This is a genomic window from Micromonospora sp. S4605 (assembly GCF_003176715.1).
In the GTDB taxonomy this organism is placed as follows: domain Bacteria; phylum Actinomycetota; class Actinomycetes; order Mycobacteriales; family Micromonosporaceae; genus Micromonospora; species Micromonospora echinaurantiaca.
In genome coordinates this window covers 1-16996 of sequence record NZ_QGSW01000146.1, presented here as the reverse complement: position 1 = coordinate 16996, position 16996 = coordinate 1, and the positions used below count along the sequence as shown (strand labels likewise).

General features: G+C 71.8%; 12 protein-coding genes and 2 pseudogenes. 5 read left to right on the top strand and 9 right to left on the bottom strand.

The genetic code is table 11. The features are described from left to right. Positions 1-228 precede the first annotated feature (228 nt). Positions 229-1413, top strand: coding sequence for an FxsB family cyclophane-forming radical SAM/SPASM peptide maturase (locus DLJ47_RS10330; RefSeq protein ID WP_233257760.1), 1185 nt, complete (start codon positions 229-231; stop codon positions 1411-1413). Here the strand turns inward: DLJ47_RS10330 and fxsT are convergent. The 5 genes and pseudogenes from fxsT to DLJ47_RS10305 form a co-directional block, all read right to left on the bottom strand. Beyond that, positions 1406-5299 carry an FxSxx-COOH system tetratricopeptide repeat protein gene (fxsT, locus tag DLJ47_RS10325; protein ID WP_109899823.1) on the bottom strand — a complete coding sequence of 1298 codons (3894 nt, stop codon included), beginning with the start codon at positions 5297-5299 and terminating at the stop codon, positions 1406-1408. The two genes, DLJ47_RS10330 and fxsT, sit on opposite strands and share 8 nt — an antisense overlap. Before the next feature lie 31 nt (positions 5300-5330). Beyond that, positions 5331-6110 carry a TIR-like protein FxsC gene (locus tag DLJ47_RS10320; RefSeq protein WP_158289807.1) on the bottom strand — a complete coding sequence of 260 codons (780 nt, stop codon included), beginning with the start codon at positions 6108-6110 and terminating at the stop codon, positions 5331-5333. Continuing rightward, complete coding sequence (fsxC, locus tag DLJ47_RS10315; protein WP_146228064.1) at positions 6107-7312, bottom strand: FxsC protein; 1206 nt, start codon at positions 7310-7312, stop codon at positions 6107-6109. The genes DLJ47_RS10320 and fsxC overlap by 4 nt, the downstream gene beginning before the upstream one ends. A 478-nt stretch (positions 7313-7790) precedes the next feature. Next, positions 7791-8813 (bottom strand): GGDEF domain-containing protein, encoded by a 1023-nt coding sequence (locus DLJ47_RS10310; protein WP_109899820.1) that lies wholly within the window; start codon positions 8811-8813, stop codon positions 7791-7793. Positions 8814-9083: 270 nt separating this feature from the next. Further along, positions 9084-9674, bottom strand: a pseudogene (locus tag DLJ47_RS10305) (cellulose binding domain-containing protein); the annotation flags it as partial. A gap of 172 nt (positions 9675-9846) precedes the next feature. On the opposite strand from DLJ47_RS10305, the gene DLJ47_RS10300 reads away from it, so the two are divergent. After that, positions 9847-10455, top strand: coding sequence for an ArsR/SmtB family transcription factor (locus DLJ47_RS10300; RefSeq protein ID WP_199235774.1), 609 nt, complete (start codon positions 9847-9849; stop codon positions 10453-10455). 136 nt (positions 10456-10591) lie between these two features. Then, a complete protein-coding gene (locus tag DLJ47_RS10295; protein WP_109899818.1) occupies positions 10592-11350 on the top strand; it encodes an SRPBCC family protein in 759 nt (252 codons plus the stop codon). A gap of 136 nt (positions 11351-11486) precedes the next feature. Here the strand turns inward: DLJ47_RS10295 and DLJ47_RS10290 are convergent, their stop codons facing one another. Further along, complete coding sequence (locus DLJ47_RS10290; RefSeq protein WP_109899817.1) at positions 11487-12056, bottom strand: hypothetical protein; 570 nt, start codon at positions 12054-12056, stop codon at positions 11487-11489. Between the two features lie 330 nt (positions 12057-12386). Here DLJ47_RS10290 and abc-f point away from each other — a divergent pair, with 330 nt between their 5' ends. Next, positions 12387-14030: a ribosomal protection-like ABC-F family protein gene (gene abc-f, locus DLJ47_RS10285; RefSeq protein WP_109899816.1), complete on the top strand. Its 1644-nt coding sequence runs from the start codon at positions 12387-12389 to the stop codon at positions 14028-14030. Here abc-f and DLJ47_RS35685 read toward each other — a convergent pair. Further along, the gene (locus DLJ47_RS35685) at positions 14023-14199 is read right to left on the bottom strand and encodes a hypothetical protein (protein ID WP_158289806.1); all 177 of its coding nucleotides are present in this window, start codon (positions 14197-14199) and stop codon (positions 14023-14025) included. The genes abc-f and DLJ47_RS35685 overlap by 8 nt on opposite strands. 116 nt (positions 14200-14315) lie before the next feature. Between DLJ47_RS35685 and DLJ47_RS35680 the strand changes: the two genes are divergently transcribed. Then, positions 14316-14456, top strand: coding sequence for a hypothetical protein (locus tag DLJ47_RS35680; protein ID WP_158289805.1), 141 nt, complete (start codon positions 14316-14318; stop codon positions 14454-14456). 68 nt (positions 14457-14524) lie between these two features. Here the strand turns inward: DLJ47_RS35680 and DLJ47_RS10280 are convergent, their stop codons facing one another. Both DLJ47_RS10280 and DLJ47_RS10275 read right to left on the bottom strand, forming a co-directional pair. Beyond that, positions 14525-16402 carry an adenylyl cyclase gene (locus DLJ47_RS10280; protein ID WP_109899815.1) on the bottom strand — a complete coding sequence of 626 codons (1878 nt, stop codon included), beginning with the start codon at positions 16400-16402 and terminating at the stop codon, positions 14525-14527. A 311-nt stretch (positions 16403-16713) separates the two neighbouring features. Beyond that, a pseudogene (locus DLJ47_RS10275) lies at positions 16714-16996 on the bottom strand (polysaccharide deacetylase family protein); the annotation flags it as partial.

Below are 16996 nucleotides of genomic sequence, written 5' to 3'. Positions count from 1 at the left end.
TGCGGTTTGTTTTAATGCAGGGAAGTGAGGCAATTTCGCCGGCCAGGGGGCGGGTATGCCACTAGCTGACGTGTCAGTCCAGCCGACCCGCCCGAGCAGCGCCGGTCCCGACAGCGCCAGTGCCATCACCGTGTCCGATGAGGACGAAGGCTTCGACGTCCTGTCCCATCACCTGCGCGCGGCCCGCCGCCGGCAGCGCGATCCGGAGTCGACGGAGCAGGTCGCGCCGTGGAACTCCGCGGTCTGACGCCCTGGCTCCCGTTCCGGCAGTTCGTGGTGAAGATCCACGGCTGGTGCGACCTGGCGTGTGACTACTGCTACGTGTACGAGCACGTCGACCAGAGTTGGCGGCGTCGCCCCCGGGCCATGTCCGCCGCCGTGGTCGACGCGACGGCGGCGCGGATCGGCGAACACCTGCGGCGGCACGGGGTCCGGGAGGCCCGGGTCATCCTGCACGGCGGTGAGCCGTTGCTGGCCGGCCCGGCCCACCTGGCGAGGACCGTTGCCGCCGTCCGCGCCGCCGCGCCCGCGGACACCGACATCGGCTTCACCGTCCAGACCAACGCCGTCCGGCTCGGGCACGAGTTCCTCCGGCTCTTCCTGGACCAGCACGTCCGGGTGGGGGTGAGCCTCGACGGTGGACTCGCCGCGCACAACCGGCACCGCCGCTCGGCGGCCGGCGCGGAGAGCTTCCCCCGGGTCGCGCGGGCGCTGGCGCTGCTGGGCAGCGAGCCCTACCGGCCGATCTACGGCGGCATCCTCTGCACCATCGACCTCGCGAACGATCCGCTGGAGGCCTACCGCAGTCTCCTGGCGTTCGAGCCGCCGATGATCGACCTCCGGCTGCCGCACGGGAACTGGGTCCATCCACCGCCCGGGCGGCACCCGGCCCGCACCGGGACGCCGTACGGCGACTGGCTCGTCGCGGTCTTCGACGAGTGGTACGACGCCCCGCGCCGTCCCGTCGCGATCCGGCTCTTCGACTCGATCATCCAGCTCCTGCTCGGCGGCGCGAGCGGCACGGAGGACATCGGCACCACCCGGACCGGCGCGGTGGTCATCGACACCGACGGCAGCATCCAGGGCAGCGACGTGCTGAAGACCACCGTCCCCGGCGCACCGGAGACCGGGCTCGACGTGTTCTCCCACTCGTTCGACGACGCCCTCGCGGTGCCGTCGATCCGCGCCGAGCAACGGTCGGCGTACGCCGTCCCCCGGGCCTGCGGTGGCTGTGACGTGCTCGACGTCTGCGGCGGCGGGCTGTACGCGCACCGCTTCCACCCCACCGCCGGGTTCGATTTCCGCTCCGTCTACTGCCTCGACCTGTTGCGGATCATCCGACACGTCCGGCGACGCGTCTCGGCGGACCTGGCCGCCCGGCGACCCCCCTCCGCGTCGGCGCCGCTCACATGACGAACGGCTCGATGTCGAGGTCGACCCGGCGCTTCTGGCGCCCCAGCTCCGTGATCGGATGATCGTTGCCCAGCACCTGAGCCGAGTAGGCCACCGCGTCGTGCCAGCCCGACTGGTCGTAGTCACCGCCGGCGAGCCGACCCACCGCGACGTTCAGCATCGCGCCGATCAGGGCGATGTTCTCCGGTCGCAGTGTCTCCCGGAGGATGTCGTACGCGCGCTCGTCGGTGTGCCGGCCGTACTCGGCGTCCCCGGCGGCGTGCGCGGCGTTCGCGACGTTGACCAGGGCCAGCGCGGTGATGGTGTGCGCGGCGCCGAGCACCTCCTCGAACCCCGCCGCCGCCCGCTCGGCCATGGTGCGACCGGCCGACAGGTCACCGCACCGGCGGGTGAAGACACCGAGGTTGTTGAGGGCGACCAGGTACAGCGGGTGCGTGGGTTCGAACAGCTCCCGGTAGGCCCGTTCGGCGTCCGCGGCGAGCCGCCGGGCGACGTCGTCCTCGCCGAGGTCGGACGCCACGTTCGCGCGTTCCAGGCGGCACCCGACGGTGGCCGGGTGACCGGCGCCGAGGACACGCTCGTAGCGCGGCAGCGCGATGTCGAGCAGGCTGGCCGCCAGCCGGGTCTCGCCGAGCCAGCGCAACGTCGTCGCGAAGTTGCGCAGCGTCCGCAGGGTGTCGGGATGCTCTTCGCCGAGCACCTCCTCGCAGGCCTTCCACGCCACCTCGAGCGTCTTACGCGAACCTTGCAGGTCCCCGTTGTCCCGCTGGTCCGTGCCGTAGGCGTCGGCCGAGGAGAGGGTGAAGGGGTGCCGCTCGCCCAGCAGCCGGCGTCGCTTGTCCAGCGTCTGCCGGTCCAGCCGCAGCGCTTCCGCGTAGTTGCCGGCCAACCGCATGGTCAGCGCGTAGTTGAGCGCCGCCATCAACGTCCGCGGATGGTCCTCGCCGAGCACGACCGGGATGAGCCCGAACGTCTTCGCCTCCCGCTCCTCGGCCTCGGCCCACCGGCCCTGCTCCCGCAGATCCTGGGCGTAGCTGCCGGCGACCATCAGGGTGTACGGGTGGTCCTCCCCGGCCACCCGGGTGAACCGCTCCATCAGGTCGTTGTCGATTCCGTACGCCTCGGCCATCCGCCCCAGGTCACGGATGATGTTGGCGTACTGGAACCGCAGGAGCAGCGTCATCACGTCGTCGGGATCCGGGAACAACTCCGCCCAGGCGGCGATGGCCCGGTCGGCGAGCTGCTCGCCGCCGGCGTAGTAGCCGCGCAGCCGCAGGTAGCGGACCAGGTCGATGATCAGCTTTCGGACGTTCGGCGAGTTCGAGGTGACCGCGTCGAGTGCGTCGACGTGCGGCCGGAGCCCCTCGTAGAGCGGCCAGTTGTCGGCGTTGTCGGCGTCGCCCGGGTTGATGTCCGCCAACGCCTCCTGGGCGATGCCCCGGTCAATCACCCGCGCGTCCGGGCTGAGGCCGTGCCGGATCGCCTGCTGGGTGAGCACGTGCATGCTGATGCTGCGGCTGGCCGGATCGGACTTGATCAGACCGAACCGTCCGATGTGCTGGATCAGCCGGCTGAGCAGGAGTGGGTCGCGGAGCGCCGCGTCATGCTCGGCGAGCAGCGAACCGATGCGCTCGGACTTCAGGATGGCCGTGGGGATCGGGTTGGGTGCGAAGAACGCGAGCAGCTCGACCAGCCGGGCGGCGGCCGGGCTCCGGCCGCGCAGCGACTCCATCGCCACCGAGAACGTCGCGGTGATCGGCGCGTCGTAGCCGGGCACCTGGAGGGCCTCGGCGACGTGTCCCTCCAGCAGCCGCAGGTACTCCGGCAGGGTGCCGGCCGTGCTCGCCAGCCAGTAGCCCGCCGTCTCGACCGCCGCCGGAAGGTCACCGAGCCGCTCCGCCAGGACCGCTGACTCGCTGGTGGCCAGCTTCGCGCCGCGCCGGGCGAGCAGGGCGACGCTCTCGGCCCGCTCGAACACGTCGACCTGCATCTCCCGGGTGGAGCGGGACCACGCCTGGTCCCGGGTGGTGATGATGGCGTCGCCCGGGCCGGTCGGCACCAGGTCGGCCAGCTCGCCGGGATCCTCGGCGTTGTCGAGCACGACGAGCCAGCGGGTGGCCCCGTCCCGCTCGCGCAGGGCGCGCAGCACCGCGTCGACCCGCCCGGTGCCGTCCCGGTTGGGCGGCAGCCCCAGCACCTCGCCCAACGCCTCGAAGCCGGCGGTCACCTGTTCGACACTGTCGGCCGAGATCCACCACACGATGTCGTACGCGGCCGCGAACCGGTAGACGTACTCCAGGGCGATCTGCGTCTTGCCGACGCCGCTCATGCCGATCAGCGAGACCGCGGTCGACCCGTTGAGGTCGAGCAGCCGATCGCGCAACTCCTCGATCGTCGCCTCCCGCCCGACGAACGCGGGGTTGCGCCGACTCGGCACCCGCCAGTGCCGGGTGTGCTGGGCGGGAAAGCGGATACGCGAGAGTTCGCCGGCGGCGGATCCGGGCGGCGTGTAGCGGATCCCGAGGGCGGTGAAGACGGCCTGCACCGCCTCGTCCGCCCGGAGGTTGGGGAAGTCCACGGTGCCAGCCACCGACGCCGGCACCGGCAGGACCGGACCGTTGACACGCATCGGCACGAGGAAGTCGGCCGGACGCAGATCGGCCCGGTCGACCTCGCGCCGCCAGTACCGTTCGATGCCCTCGTAGGTCAGCCCGTCGTGCGACAGCAGCACGACGACCCGGTCGATGCCCTCCAGCGCTGGTGCCTCCTCCCGGCCCGGCCCGACCAGCAGGCAGTCGTGGCCGATCCGGGTCAGTTCCTGGCTGATCCACTCCGCCCAGATCCGGTCGATCGCGGCGTACTGCACGATCACCTGGATCGGCGCCGAGGTTGCCGTCCGCTCGAACCGGGCCAGCACCGACAGTCGCTGCTTCTCCGGGGTGTCCGGGGTCTCCAACGGCCGGTCGGCCAGCAGCTCGGCGAGGGCCACGAACGCCGACAGCGGCGAGTTCGGCTCGCTCGGGCGGTCACCGAAGACCGCCAGGATCTCCTCGTACGCGTAGTACGGCTTGTACGGCACCTCGACGCTGCGCCAGTAACGGTCGCCGTCGAGCTCGAGCGCGTCGGTGTACGGCCGGAACTTGCGCTGCGCGTAGTCCCGGCCCCGCTGGAGTTTGGCCTGCTCGCCCGGCTCGACCCGGCCCGGCAGCGGGTAGATCCTGATCGACGGGTCCGCGCGCACGATGGACCGGGCGACGCTGACCGCGCCGTCGACGCCCTGGGTGTTGAGGGCGAAGCAGTCGACGACCGTGTCCGGGAGGGTGATGGTGCATACCCCGGCGCTGTCGCTCAACCCGGTCCGGCTGTCGACCAGCACGAAGTCGTAGTCGCGACGCATACCCGCCGCGAGCGCGTCGATGAAGCCCTTACCGTTGAGGCGCTGCCAGAAGTTGTCCCAGTCGAACTTCGAGACCTTCACCGAGTACCGGCCGTCCTGCTTGCCGGACGGGAGGAAGTCCAGCACACCGCCGTGCGGAAACATCCAGTTCAGCGACATCGTGGCGCTGTCGAGGCGGCTCACCTCCTCGAACCACGAGGGCGAGCTCTCCTGGGTCACCGTGGCCGCGCTGTAGCGCTGGAGCAGCTCGATCAGGCCCTCGGTCCGGCGCAGCTCGTCGTCGACCAGGAACGGGTGGAAGTAGCGGTGCAGGCCGGGCGACTCGAGGTCCCAGTCGATCGTCAGCACCTTGTAGCCGTTGCTGGCCAGGATCCACGCGGTGTTGGCCAGCGCCATCGTCCGGCCGCTGCCGCCCTTGTACGAGTAGAAGGTGATGATCCGCCCCTGCCGCGGCTCACCGGCGGCGGGCTCGGGGACGCTACCGGACACCGTGGACCTCCCTCTGGATCGCTGTCACCGGTCAGTTGCCGTGCAGTCGCGGAAGCTCACCCCTGCCGCCCAGATCGGGCGGCGTGCGGGGTCTGCCGTCAGGGTGCTGCCGAGCGGTCACCTCGGCGTCCCGTTGCCGGGGAACCGCCCCGGCGCCGCTCCCCGTGGGCGGAACGGTCGGAAACGCGGCGGGCAGGCGGTAGAAATCCGGACCCGGCCGGGATGGCGGAATCGGATGACTCCGCGCCGTACCGACGATCAGAGCCGCGAGCTTGCCCACGAATTCATGGTAGGCATCACGATGCCGGGTCAATCGCATGACGTGGAGCAGGCCCTCGTCGAACACGACGGTCGACATTGATCGGTCGGCGTACTGAATCGTGCCGAGGTGCTCCGGAATCTCGGTCGGCCGCCACGAAACAGGCAGCAACGAGGGCGCGGCGCGACCGGTGGTCGCGCGGTATGCCGACAGGCGGTCGGCGAAGGCCTGCCATTCCCGACCACAGGATTCGCTGGCGAAGTAGGTCGGTGAGCTGAGCGCGACGAAGACCCGACAGGTGCCGAGTGCGGTCCTGATCTCCTCCGACCAGTCGGCGCCGAGGCGCAGGTTGGCGATGCTGAGAAACCCGGTGGCGGCCGGGTCGCTCTTCCGAGTGCCGCTCACCGCCCGCACCTCGTTGCGCAGATCCTTGAAGAAGCGCGCCACCAACTCGTCGTCGGTGTCGCTCGATTCGGCGAAGCTCAGGAAGAAGAAGGTGTCGGGGTCGGCCTCCGCGCCCGCCGTGCCGCGCCGACCGGTTGCCCCGCTCAAGGGGCGTCGAGCAACGGGCGGCTGCCGGCAGGGGCGCCCGGGGCGACTCTGCGGACATCCGCGGAGCGGAAGGTGAGGTTGCGCGACGCCTCCAGGATGCCGCCCAACTCCTGCTCGAACTCCTCGGCGGAGTCGGGGCCGATCCGCAGCATGGGGTTGCACCGCGCGGAGCGCAGGGCGAGCAACCGCGACAACGCCTCGGTCAGCTGCTCCCGCGCCTGGCTCGTCTCCGGGTCGGTGGCACTGATCGGCACCACGAATCCGGTGGCCGGGTCGGCTCGCCGGTCGACTTCCGCCAGCGCCTCCCGGTGCGCGGCGATTCGCACCACCCAGGCGTCGATCAGCATGACGAGCAGTTCGTCGTCGGCGTCCGCCCGCTCCAGCACACCGACGATGTCCTCGATGTCGTCGATGACATCGGAGTCGAACAGATGGTCGGCGGCGACCGCCTGTGCCTGGGTGGCGAGGGCCTCCGGCCGCAGTGGACGGTACGGCCGCCAATCGGCCCGCCGGGGACCGTAGAAGTCGAGGTCTTCGCGGACCGGGGCCATCTCGTCGCGACGTCCCGCCGCGACGACGAAGCGCACCGACTGCGACGGGAACCCGGCTCTGGCGCCAGCCGGCCGGGCGGCGTGGTCGCCCACCGCTCGGAAGGCGTTCGGCGTGGCCGCGTAGGGCAGCAGGGTGACCGCCGGCCGTACCGGATCGGTGCGGCTGACCTCGACGATGTGACGGGCGAGTCTGCCCAGCAGGTCGCGGTAGCGGGACCGGTTGCTCGTGAGCCGAACCAGTGCCCGGACGTCCGCCCGCCGCGCCACGTCCGTGGTGAACTCGCCGGCAGGGAGGTCGCCGTAGAGCCCGTTGTCGCCCCAGGCGACCGGCACGACGGCCTTCGGCCGGCGCCCGGTGATCGTCTCGTGGTGGTGCAGCCGGTCCTGAAAGGCCGACCATTCGCGGCCACACCGCTCGGTGAGGAAATACCGCTGCGAACAGATCGCGAGGAACACCGTGCATTCCGCCAAAGCCTGCGCGGCCGGTCTCGTCCATTCACCGTCGAGGACGGCGTCGTCGCCGAATGTGAAGACCGTCAACGACGTATCGCCGCCGCTCAGCAGCCGGACGGCGTCGCAGAGTTCGCCGAGGAACGCTTCGGCGTAGGCGCCGTCGTCGTCGGGTCTGTAACTCAGAAAAATGGATGCCACAACCCCTCCGGACACGCTCGATTGGACGCGGAGGCGCGGTCTCGGCGCAGGTCGCAGGATCCTCCAGAGCTACATACATACACGCAAGGGTGTTGAGAACGCAATCGGGTGCACAGTCGGATAAGCGCTGGTGCAAATCGGACGATAACCGGCCGGTCGACGGTGCGGCTCGACGGTCGTACCGTCTCGAACCTGCTCGATGCCGGCATGGCGTCATCCGACCGTTGCCGGCCTGCGGCGGGTCGACGTCGCCGGCCTCGCCGACGACAGTCACGGTCCGTCCGGACGGGTTCCCGATCCCGCCGCGGGGCGCACCACGGGTGGTTGACCGCGCGCCAGCTCGCCATGCCGGTGAGTGTTCCGCACCGCCGGGGCGAGCGGTCCTGGTCTGTCGGAAAGTTCGCGGAGCCGTGATCACAGCCGGACGGGCAGCACGTCCCGGGCCGGGTGAGCGTCGGTTGCGGCCGACCCGCGCCGGTCACGGGGCGCCGAAGGCGCCCGCGCCCCGGGGCAGCAGGCCGCTGCCATCCGCGGGCGGCCGGGCGGCGACCCGGTGGCGTTCCTGTTTCGCCCGGTAGAGCCGCTGGTCGGCGGCGAGCATCAGCGCTTCGAGGGAGTCGCCGTCGTACGGTGCGGTGGCCGAGCCGATGCTGACGCTGGTGTGCTGGCCCACCGCCGCGCCGATCCGGGCGGCGATCGCCCGGGCGGTGGGTTCGTCGGCGTCGACCAGCACGACGACGAACTCGTCGCCGCCGACCCGGGCGATGGCGTCCTCGACGCGCAGCACGTCCCGGGCCGCCGACACCGTCCGCCGCAGCAGCTCGTCGCCGGCGGCGTGCCCGAGGCGGTCGTTGACCAGCTTGAAGTCGTCCAGGTCCAGGCAGAGCAGGGACGGGCCGGGCCGGCAGCCGCCGTGGAAGAGGTGGCTGGCGAACTCGGCGAGGCCGCGCCGGTTCAGGGCGCCGGTGAGCGGATCCAGCGCCGCGAGCGCCCGCAGTTGGGACCGCTGCCGCGCCAGGATCCGGGCCTGCGTCGAGCAGACCGAGGCCAGCACCAGCATGCCCGCGAGGTAGATGAAGACGTGACCGGAGTTCGCCGGTCCGCCGGTGCCGGCGACGGCGAGGTAGGAGCCGACGACGAGCACCTCGAGCGCGATCATCAGCCGCAGGTGCGGCGTGTAGTTGGCGACGAACACGGTGGTGGTCACGAAACCCAGCGCGGCCGGCGAGGTGACACCCCCGTCCCAGTGCGCGCCGAGCGCCGCCGCCAGGAGCGTGATCAGCAGGATGGTGAAGGAGAGGCGGTAGCCCGCCACCTGTGTCGTCACCCGCCGCGCCGCCCACACCCCCACCAGCCCGGACGCCATGCCACACAGGTACGCCGCGAGCATGAGGGACCGGTTCGGCTGGTGGAGCGTCAGCAGACAGTAGATGACGGCCACCGCGTGCGAGACGACGTGCAACGCCGCGCCGAGGAGGATCCTGCGGCGCCGCTCGTTCACCCGACTGTCCACCGTATCCACGCCATCCCGACGACGGACGTGGTAGGGCGACCGGTCGAGGCGGCCGGGTCATCGGTCGGTGTCAAGGCCGCTGCGGTGGCGCGTCCTACCACCCCGCCATTGAATGGTGTGCCTCAGTTCACAGTCAATAGCCGTACCACCGCTCTCACCAGCGGGTACGCGTCCGGATACGCGGCGTCGCGCGGTGCCGCGGGTCGGGACTGGACGGCCGGCGGACGCCCGCTGCCAACCCCCGCTCGCCGGTGACACTCAGGCGACCGCGCAGGGCGATCCGTTGAGCGTGAACGAGGTCGGCCGCCCGGTGTTCCCGGTGTGGGTGGCCTGGAAGCCGATGCTGACCGAGGCGTTCGGCGCGATGGTGGCGTTGTAGGCGACGTGCCGGGCGGTCACCGCGCCGCTGGCCGGCGCGTACGAGGCGTTCCAGCCGCCGGTGATGGTCTGCCCGGCGGGCAGGGTGAAGGCCAGGCTCCAGCCGTCGACCGGGATGGTGCCGGTGTTGGTGATGGTCACCGAGGTGGTCAGGCCGGTGTTCCAGGCGTTCACCGCGTACGCCACCCGGCAGGCCCCGGTGGGCGGCGGGGGAGTGCTCGGCGGCGGGCTGGTCGGCGGCGGGCTGCTGGGCGGCGCCGTGCTGTCCAGGCCGAAGAAGCGGATCGCCTGGGCGGCGTCGACCGGCAGGTTGTGCGGGACGCCCTGCATGCTGATCGCCTCGACCGGCGCCGTGCCGCCGCTGCCGCCGTAGCGGGTGCGGCTGTAGCCGGGCTGCGGGCTGTCGGTGTACGTCGGCGTCTGGCTGAGCCCGTGCAGGTTGGTCCACTGCTTGATCTCTTCGGTGAAGTTCGCAGCCCCGCCCCACTTATCCATACTTGTGGATGTTCCTGAGCCGGACGTGGTCGGGCGCCGGGCAGCCTCGATCGGAACCCCCGCCCATCGGCAAGCGGCGTCCCACGCCGGGTCAACCGACAACAAGTTTTGTCTTGACAGGAAAAGCTGTCGGTGAGAGGCTCAGAGCATGTTCGACATCGCAGTGATCGAGGACCCGGCGGCAGCCGAGGCGTCGCTGGACCCGACGCGGGCCCGGCTGCTGGCCGAGCTCGCCGAGCCGGCCTCGGCGACCATGCTCGCGGCGCGGGTCGGCCTTCCCCGGCAGAAGGTCAACTACCACCTCCGCGCACTCGAGCAGCACGGCCTGATCGAGCTGGTCGAGGAGCGCCGCAAGGGCAACGTCACCGAACGGGTCATGCGGGCCACCGCGGCGTCGTACGTCATCTCGCCAGCCGCCCTCGCCGCCGTGCGGCCCAAGCCGTCCGAGCAACCCGACCGGCTTTCGGCGCGGTGGCTGCTCGCCGTCGCCGCCCGGCTCGTGCAGGACGTCGGCGCGCTCATCACCGGCGCCGACCGGGCGAAGAAGCGGGTGGCGACCTTCGCGATGGACGCCGAGGTGCGGTTCGCCTCGGCGCGCGAGCGGGCCGCGTTCGCCGAGGAACTGGCGTCCACGCTCACCGACCTGGTGAGCAGGTACCACGACGAGTCGGCCCCCGGCGGGCGCGCGCACCGGGTGGTGCTCGCCCTGCACCCCAGCGTCACCCCGGCCGGCGGCGACGAGACCGGGAAGCCCTGAGCCGACCGCAGCGGCCCGGCCGCCGCTGCCGCACCACCCGGCCGGCGCCGGCCGAACGCCGCTGCCGCCAACCGCCACCCCACCCCGACCGACCCCCGACCGACCACGACCGAACACCGACTGAGAGGTGCCGACCATGGGACACGCATTCGAGCTGACGAAGGACATCGAGCTGGCCGCCACGCCCGAGCAGGTGTGGGAGGCGATCGCCACCGGGCCGGGGATCGACTCCTGGTTCATGGGCCGCAGCGAGGTGAACCCGGGCGAGGGCAGCCGCACCCGCCACGACATGGCCGGCTTCGTCAGCGAGGCGACGGTCACCGGCTGGGAGCCCGGCAAGCGGTTCGCGTACCGCGGCGACGCCGGCCCGGACGGCACCTTCATGGCCATCGAATACCTCATCGAGGGCCGGGAGCAGGGCAGCACCACGCTGCGGCTGGTGCAGAGCGGCGTCCTCGGCGACAACTGGGAGACCGAGTACGAGGCGATGAAGGTCGGTTGGGACATGTACCTCGGCACGCTGGCCGCGTACGTCGCCCACTTCGCCGGCCGCGCCGGTGCCCCGGTCACCGCCTTCCGGCCCCAGGCCGGCACCCCGGACCAGGTCTGGGCGGCGGTCGCCCGCGCCCTCGGCATCACCGGCCCGGTCACCGAGGGTGCGCCGGTCCGGTTCACCGTCGACGGACTGCCGCCGGTCGAGGGGGTGGTCGACCTCGCCGGGCTGCCCACCTACCTCGGCGTCCGCACCGACGACGCGCTCTACCGGTTCCTGCACTCCGGCACCGAGCGCGGCAACGCGCTGGTGCTCGGCCACCACCTGTTCGGCCCGCAGCAGGACCCGGAGCGCACCGGCCAGGCCTGGCAGAACTGGGTCGCCGCTCTCCCGATCGGCTGACCACCGGCCGGCCGCGGCCCCGCCACCCCACGACGGGTGGCGGGGCCGCCGCCTGTCGACCGCCGGGATCGCGCTCGTCGCCCACCGGCCACAGCGGATCTTCCGCCGCGTGGTCGACGAGCGGTCGGCTCGCGACCTAGCCGCTCCACGCCTCGTGCAGGGTGCAGACCGCCGACGAGAGCGGCCGGCCGCGGTCGTCCCGGGTCACCCGGGGCGCGCCCGGCAGGCACCGACCGGCCAGCGTCACGGTGGCCTCGGCGCAGGGCAGCACCTGCATCGACAGGCCGTGGCCGCGCCCGTGGAGGGGAAACTCCGGCGCCGCGAACGGGCGGGCGTCGAGGATGCCGGACAGCCGTACGGTGATGTCACCGCCGTGCGCGGTGGTCCCGCTCGTCGGGTCGATGTTCACGGCGGTCTCGGCGACCGTCACCGTGGCCGCCGGCCAGCCGGGCAGCGCGGTCGCCTCGTCGAAGTTGCGGACGAAGTACTCCTCGATCCGGCCGGCCAGCCGCCCGTCGTCCCCGACGACGTGGAGCCGGCCGTCGTACCAGAGGATCAGCACGTTGCCGCTGCCCCAGATCGACCAGTCGACGCGCCAGACGGAGGCGTACGCGCTCGGCTCGTCGCCCGCGTAGAGGGTGGCGAAGGGATTGGCGCCCAGGAGCAGCGGCCGGCGCACCGCGTACGGCCCGGGATTTTCCGGCATCCGGCCCTCCTCGTTTCGATGGCCGACGCCCACCCTGGTGGGCGCGGGCCCGCGCTCGTACGTCGAGATAGTGGATCTTAGTAGGCCCCCGGGCGCCGGGGGGCGGACCCGGACGGGAACGGCACCGGCGGTGTTAGGGTCGAGGGGAGTGATCGAGTGAGGGAGATCAGACATGGCAGGTGACGACGACATCTCCGGGTGATACCGGGAGGTCCGGCCACCGGCGGGCGCAGTGACCAGCGCCGCCGCCGTGGCCATGCCGTCGTTCCACCAGCCCGTGTCTGCTCAGGGCCGGCGCCGCCGCGCCCACGTCACTTCCGAGGTCTCCCGATGTCCGATGCGTTCATCGTCTGCTCGAACCTGTCCTTCGCCTGGCCGGACGACACCCCCGTCTTCCAGGACCTGTCCTTCTCCGTCGGCGCCGGCCGCACCGGTCTGGTCGCGCCGAACGGCGCCGGCAAGACCACCCTGCTCAGGCTGATCGCCGGCGAGCTGCGCCCCACCGGCGGCGCGGTGACTGTCAACGGGGTGCTCGGCTACCTCCCGCAGAACCTGTCCCTCGTCGGTGACCTGACGGTGGCCGAGGTCCTCGGGATCGACCCGGTGCTCCGGGCGCTGACCGCCATCGAGTCCGGCGACGCCAGCGAGGAGCACTTCACCACCATCGGCAACGACTGGGACATCGAGGAGCGCACCCGCGCCGAGCTGGACCGGCTCGGCCTCACCGAGGTCACGCTCACCCAACGGCTGCGGACCCTCAGCGGCGGCCAGGTGGTCTCCCTCGGCCTGGCCGCGCAGCTGGTGAAGCGACCGGACGTGCTGCTGCTCGACGAACCGACCAACAACCTGGACGTCGACGCCCGGCACAGGCTCTACGGGGTGCTGGAGAACTGGACCGGCTGCTTGTTGCTGGTCAGCCACGACCGGGCGCTGCTCGACCGGATGGAGCGGATCCTCGAACTCGACCGGGGCGAGGTCCGCTCCTACGGCGGCAACTACACCGCGTACGCCGAGGCGGTGCGAGCCGCGCGGGAGGTGGCCGAGAAGAACCTCCGCAACGCCGCGCAGGAGGTCAAACGGGAGAAGCGGGAGATGCAGCAGGCCCGCGAGCGGGCCGAGCGCCGAGCCAGCACCGCGTCCCGGAACCTGAAGAACGCCGGCCTGCCGAAGATCTTCGCCGGCACGATGAAGCGCGGCGCCCAGGAGTCGGCGGGCCGGGCGCGCGAGACGCACGCCGCCCGGGTCAGCGAGGCCAAGGCCCGCCTCGACGAGGCCGGCCGTGCCGTGCGCGAGGAGGAGAAGATCACGCTGGAGCTGCCCGGGACCAACGTCCCGGCCGGCCGTACGGTCTTCCTCGGCGAGCGGTTGCAGCTGCGCTACGGCGACCGGGCGCTCTTCGCCGGCGACGGGCTCGACCTGACCATCCGCGGGCCCGAGCGGATCGCCCTGACCGGGCCCAACGGCGCCGGCAAGTCGAGCCTGCTGCGCCTGCTCAACGGTGACCTGACGCCGGGCAGCGGGGTGGCCCGCCGGGCCGAGGGGCGGGTCGCCTACCTGTCCCAGCGCCTGGACCTGCTGGATCTCGACCGTACGGTGGCCGAGAACCTGGCCGCGTTCGCGCCGGACCTGCCCGAGGCGCAGCGGATGAACCTGCTGGCCCGCTTCCTGTTCCGGGGCGCCCGCCCGCACCTTCCGGTCGGCGTGCTCTCCGGCGGGGAGCGGCTGCGCGCCACGCTGGCCTGCGTCCTGTTCGCCGAACCGGCGCCGCAACTGCTGCTGCTCGACGAGCCGACGAACAACCTGGACCTGGTCAGCGTGGGCCAGTTGGAGAGCGCGCTCAACGCGTACCAGGGTGCGTTCGTGGTGGTCAGCCACGACGAGCGGTTCCTGGAGAACATCCGGGTGCAGCGCTGGCTTCGGCTCGCCGAGGGCCGGCTGCTGGAGATCGCGGCGCCCGACGGGGGAGCTATGTGATCTTCGGGCCGGTGAGCCGGTAGCCGTCCTCGACCAGCGTGCGGGTCATGTGCTCGGCGTACCACTGTGGCCAGTCGGGGTCGGGCCGGCCCAGCTGCTGCTCGTGCACGCCGTGCGCCTCGGCGGCCCGCTTCAGCGCGTCCAGCAGGACCTCGGTCGTCGGATCCATCGCCGTCCCTCCCCGCTCGCGCTGTCCGTCCGGGTGCCGTCCGCACCGTTCGCCGATGCCGCCCGTTCCGTCGGCCGGTCGACCCGCGACCCCGTCACCGGAAAGCCTAGGCCGAGGTGCCGCGCCCGGAGGCGGAACGCCGACTCGCCGACCGCGCCGAGGGTCGCGGAGACCGGACACTCCCGGTCCTCAAGTCGGATCTTCCCTTCGAGGAGTACGACGAGGCGCACATCCGCCGGCTGCGCATCGCCCTCTGACCAGGGGCGGCGTGCACGCGGACGGGCCGGAGCCGCGCTCGGCTCCGGCCCGTGCCGTCGGTCGTCGGTTACGGAGCCGGGTACTGCGTGACGTAGACCGGCGCGCCGACCCGGGTCGTGTCGGCCGCCTCGCCCACGCCGTTGACCACGTGGTCGATCGTGCCGGCGCTGAGGTTGACCGTCATCACATGGTGCAGCCGCACGCCCGGGGTCACCGGGACCTCGAAGCCGTTCTCGGTGTGGATCGACGGGTTGTTCTGGTTGAACACGTAGACGCCGCCGCCGTACAAGGTGTGGTGCTTCACCCGGTCGCCGACCTTGTACCCGGCCCAGCCCTCGACCTCGCCGTTCATCCAGTCGGCCTGCGTCGGCGGGTCGTACGGCAGCTCGTTCTGGTAGAGGATCGTGGTGCCGTGCTCGCCGTTCCAGACCGTGTTGTAGCGCTGGAAGTGCTCGACGAAGAGCCCGGTCGCGGTCACGTGGTCGCCGTTGATGACCGCTCCGTACCGACCGGTGTTGGTCCGCCACCGCTGGGTGTCGCCGTTGACGCCCTCGGTGAAGCCCTCGACGCCGTGGTCGCCGCGCCACACCCAGGTGTGGTCGATGAGGACGTGGTCGCTGTTGACCTCGAGGGCGATGTTCGTCCGGCCGATGTGCGGCCCGCCCACCCGGAAATAGACGTCGGACAGGGTCGTCGGATTCCACGGCGTGCTGTGGTTGCGGCCGTGCCGGTCGCCGACCCGAAGCAGCACCGGCGACTCGGTCGGGCCGGCGTCGATCGTGACGCCGGCGATCACCACGCCCGGAACGCCCGCCACGTCCAGCGGAACGGAGCCGCCCACCGCGGTGAGGGTGGCGTGCCCCAGGCCGAGGACCACCGTGTTCGGCCGCTTGACCTGGATGCTGCGGGCGATGTCGTACACGCCGGGGGTGAGCAGCAGGTGCTTGCCGCGAGCGAGTTGGCTGTTGATGACCCGGACCGGATCGGACGGCTTGGCGATGAAGAAGTCGCCGATCGGGATGGTCCGGCCGGGCGTCAGGCCGTCGGCCCAGGTGATGCCGCGGCTGTCGCGCCGCACCGCGGGCACCCGGACCTGGTAGCGGCCCTTGGCGTCGACGAACAGGTAGGGCTTCTCCCGGCTGAGCGGGGTGCTGTCCAGCGTGGTGTACGGCGGGTCGGGGAAGCCGGCGTCGTCCGGTGCGCCCACCACGCCGGCGAAGACCTGGTTCCACACCGCGTTGGACCAGCCGGCGATCTCGCTGTTGCGGGTCAGCCACTGCTGCTGGGAGCCGTTGGTGGTGGCGGGCAGCCGGGAGTCGGCGATGAAGCCGCCGCTGGCGTACTGCGGGCCGGCGGTGCAGTAGTCCATCAGCGACAGGTTGCCGCCGGCGATGTCCAGCCGGCGCATCGACACCGCCTGGGAGACGGCCCAGAAGTTCGCCGACGACCGGCAGCCGTCCTGGCCGGCGGCGTCGATGTCGATCGACAGGTTGGACAGCGTGCGCCAGAAGTTGACCAGCGCGATGCAGTTGCCGGCGCCACCGTCGGCCAGGCAGCGGTTGTAGACCTCGACCTTGCCGTTGACGTCGACGTCGGTCGGGGTGGCGCCCAACCCGGCGACCTCGGTGTAGTAGCCGACCTTGACCTGCAACGGCTGCTCCACGGTGCCGTAGCTGCCCGGCTTGAACAGGTAGGCGTGCCGGGCGGTGCCCATCTCGGCGTCGACCTGGCGGGTGTGCGCCGCGTCCAGCGTCGCCTGGATCTCGCTGACCGGCATGCTCGGGTCGAAGATCGTGACGTTGGGCCCGAAGTCCGGCGTGCCGTGCCGGGGCGTACCGGCGGTGGCGGCGGTGCCGGTCAGGCCGGCGGCGGTGGTGGCCAGTGCGAGCCCGAGCGCGAGCGCCCGGCCGCCGGTCCGCCGCCCGCCGCGGGGATGCGTCGTCATGCGGTTCGTCCTCTCCGCTGGCCGGCACCTGCTCCCGGGCGCAGCGACGTGGGTGGGGAAGGGAGACCTGCCACTGTCGGCGGTCGGACAGCCTCTGTGAGAGCGCTCTCTCGACCGTTCGACTTGTATCACGTCGTGAAGGAAGGGGTGGCTTGTTTCTACCCTGTGAACCGGGCCGCCCGCTACCGGCGCGAGCATCGATTTTCCGTCCGGCGGGGTCCAGGGCAGACGCTGGTCGTGGCCGGCCGGCCGGGACATGCGTGGGGGTGGCGACGCAGCGCGTCGCCACCCCCGGGTCGGGTGTCGTCGGGTCAGGAGGCGGTGCAGGAGCGGACCTGGGGTCGGGTCCAGTTGCCGTTGGCCATGGTGGTGAAGCCGAAGACGTTGCCGCTGCCGTTCGACCGCATGGTCATCACGTTGCCGCTGCTGTCCCAGCTCGGGGTGCCGTTCCAGGTCGCCGAGACCTTCTGCGGCGGGGTCACCGCGACGACGACCGTCCAGTTGCTGGCCCCGCTGACGGTGACCTCGCTGTTGAACCGGTCGCCCCAGCGGGTGCCGTCGCGCAGGGTCGCGGTGCAGCTGCCACCGCCGGGC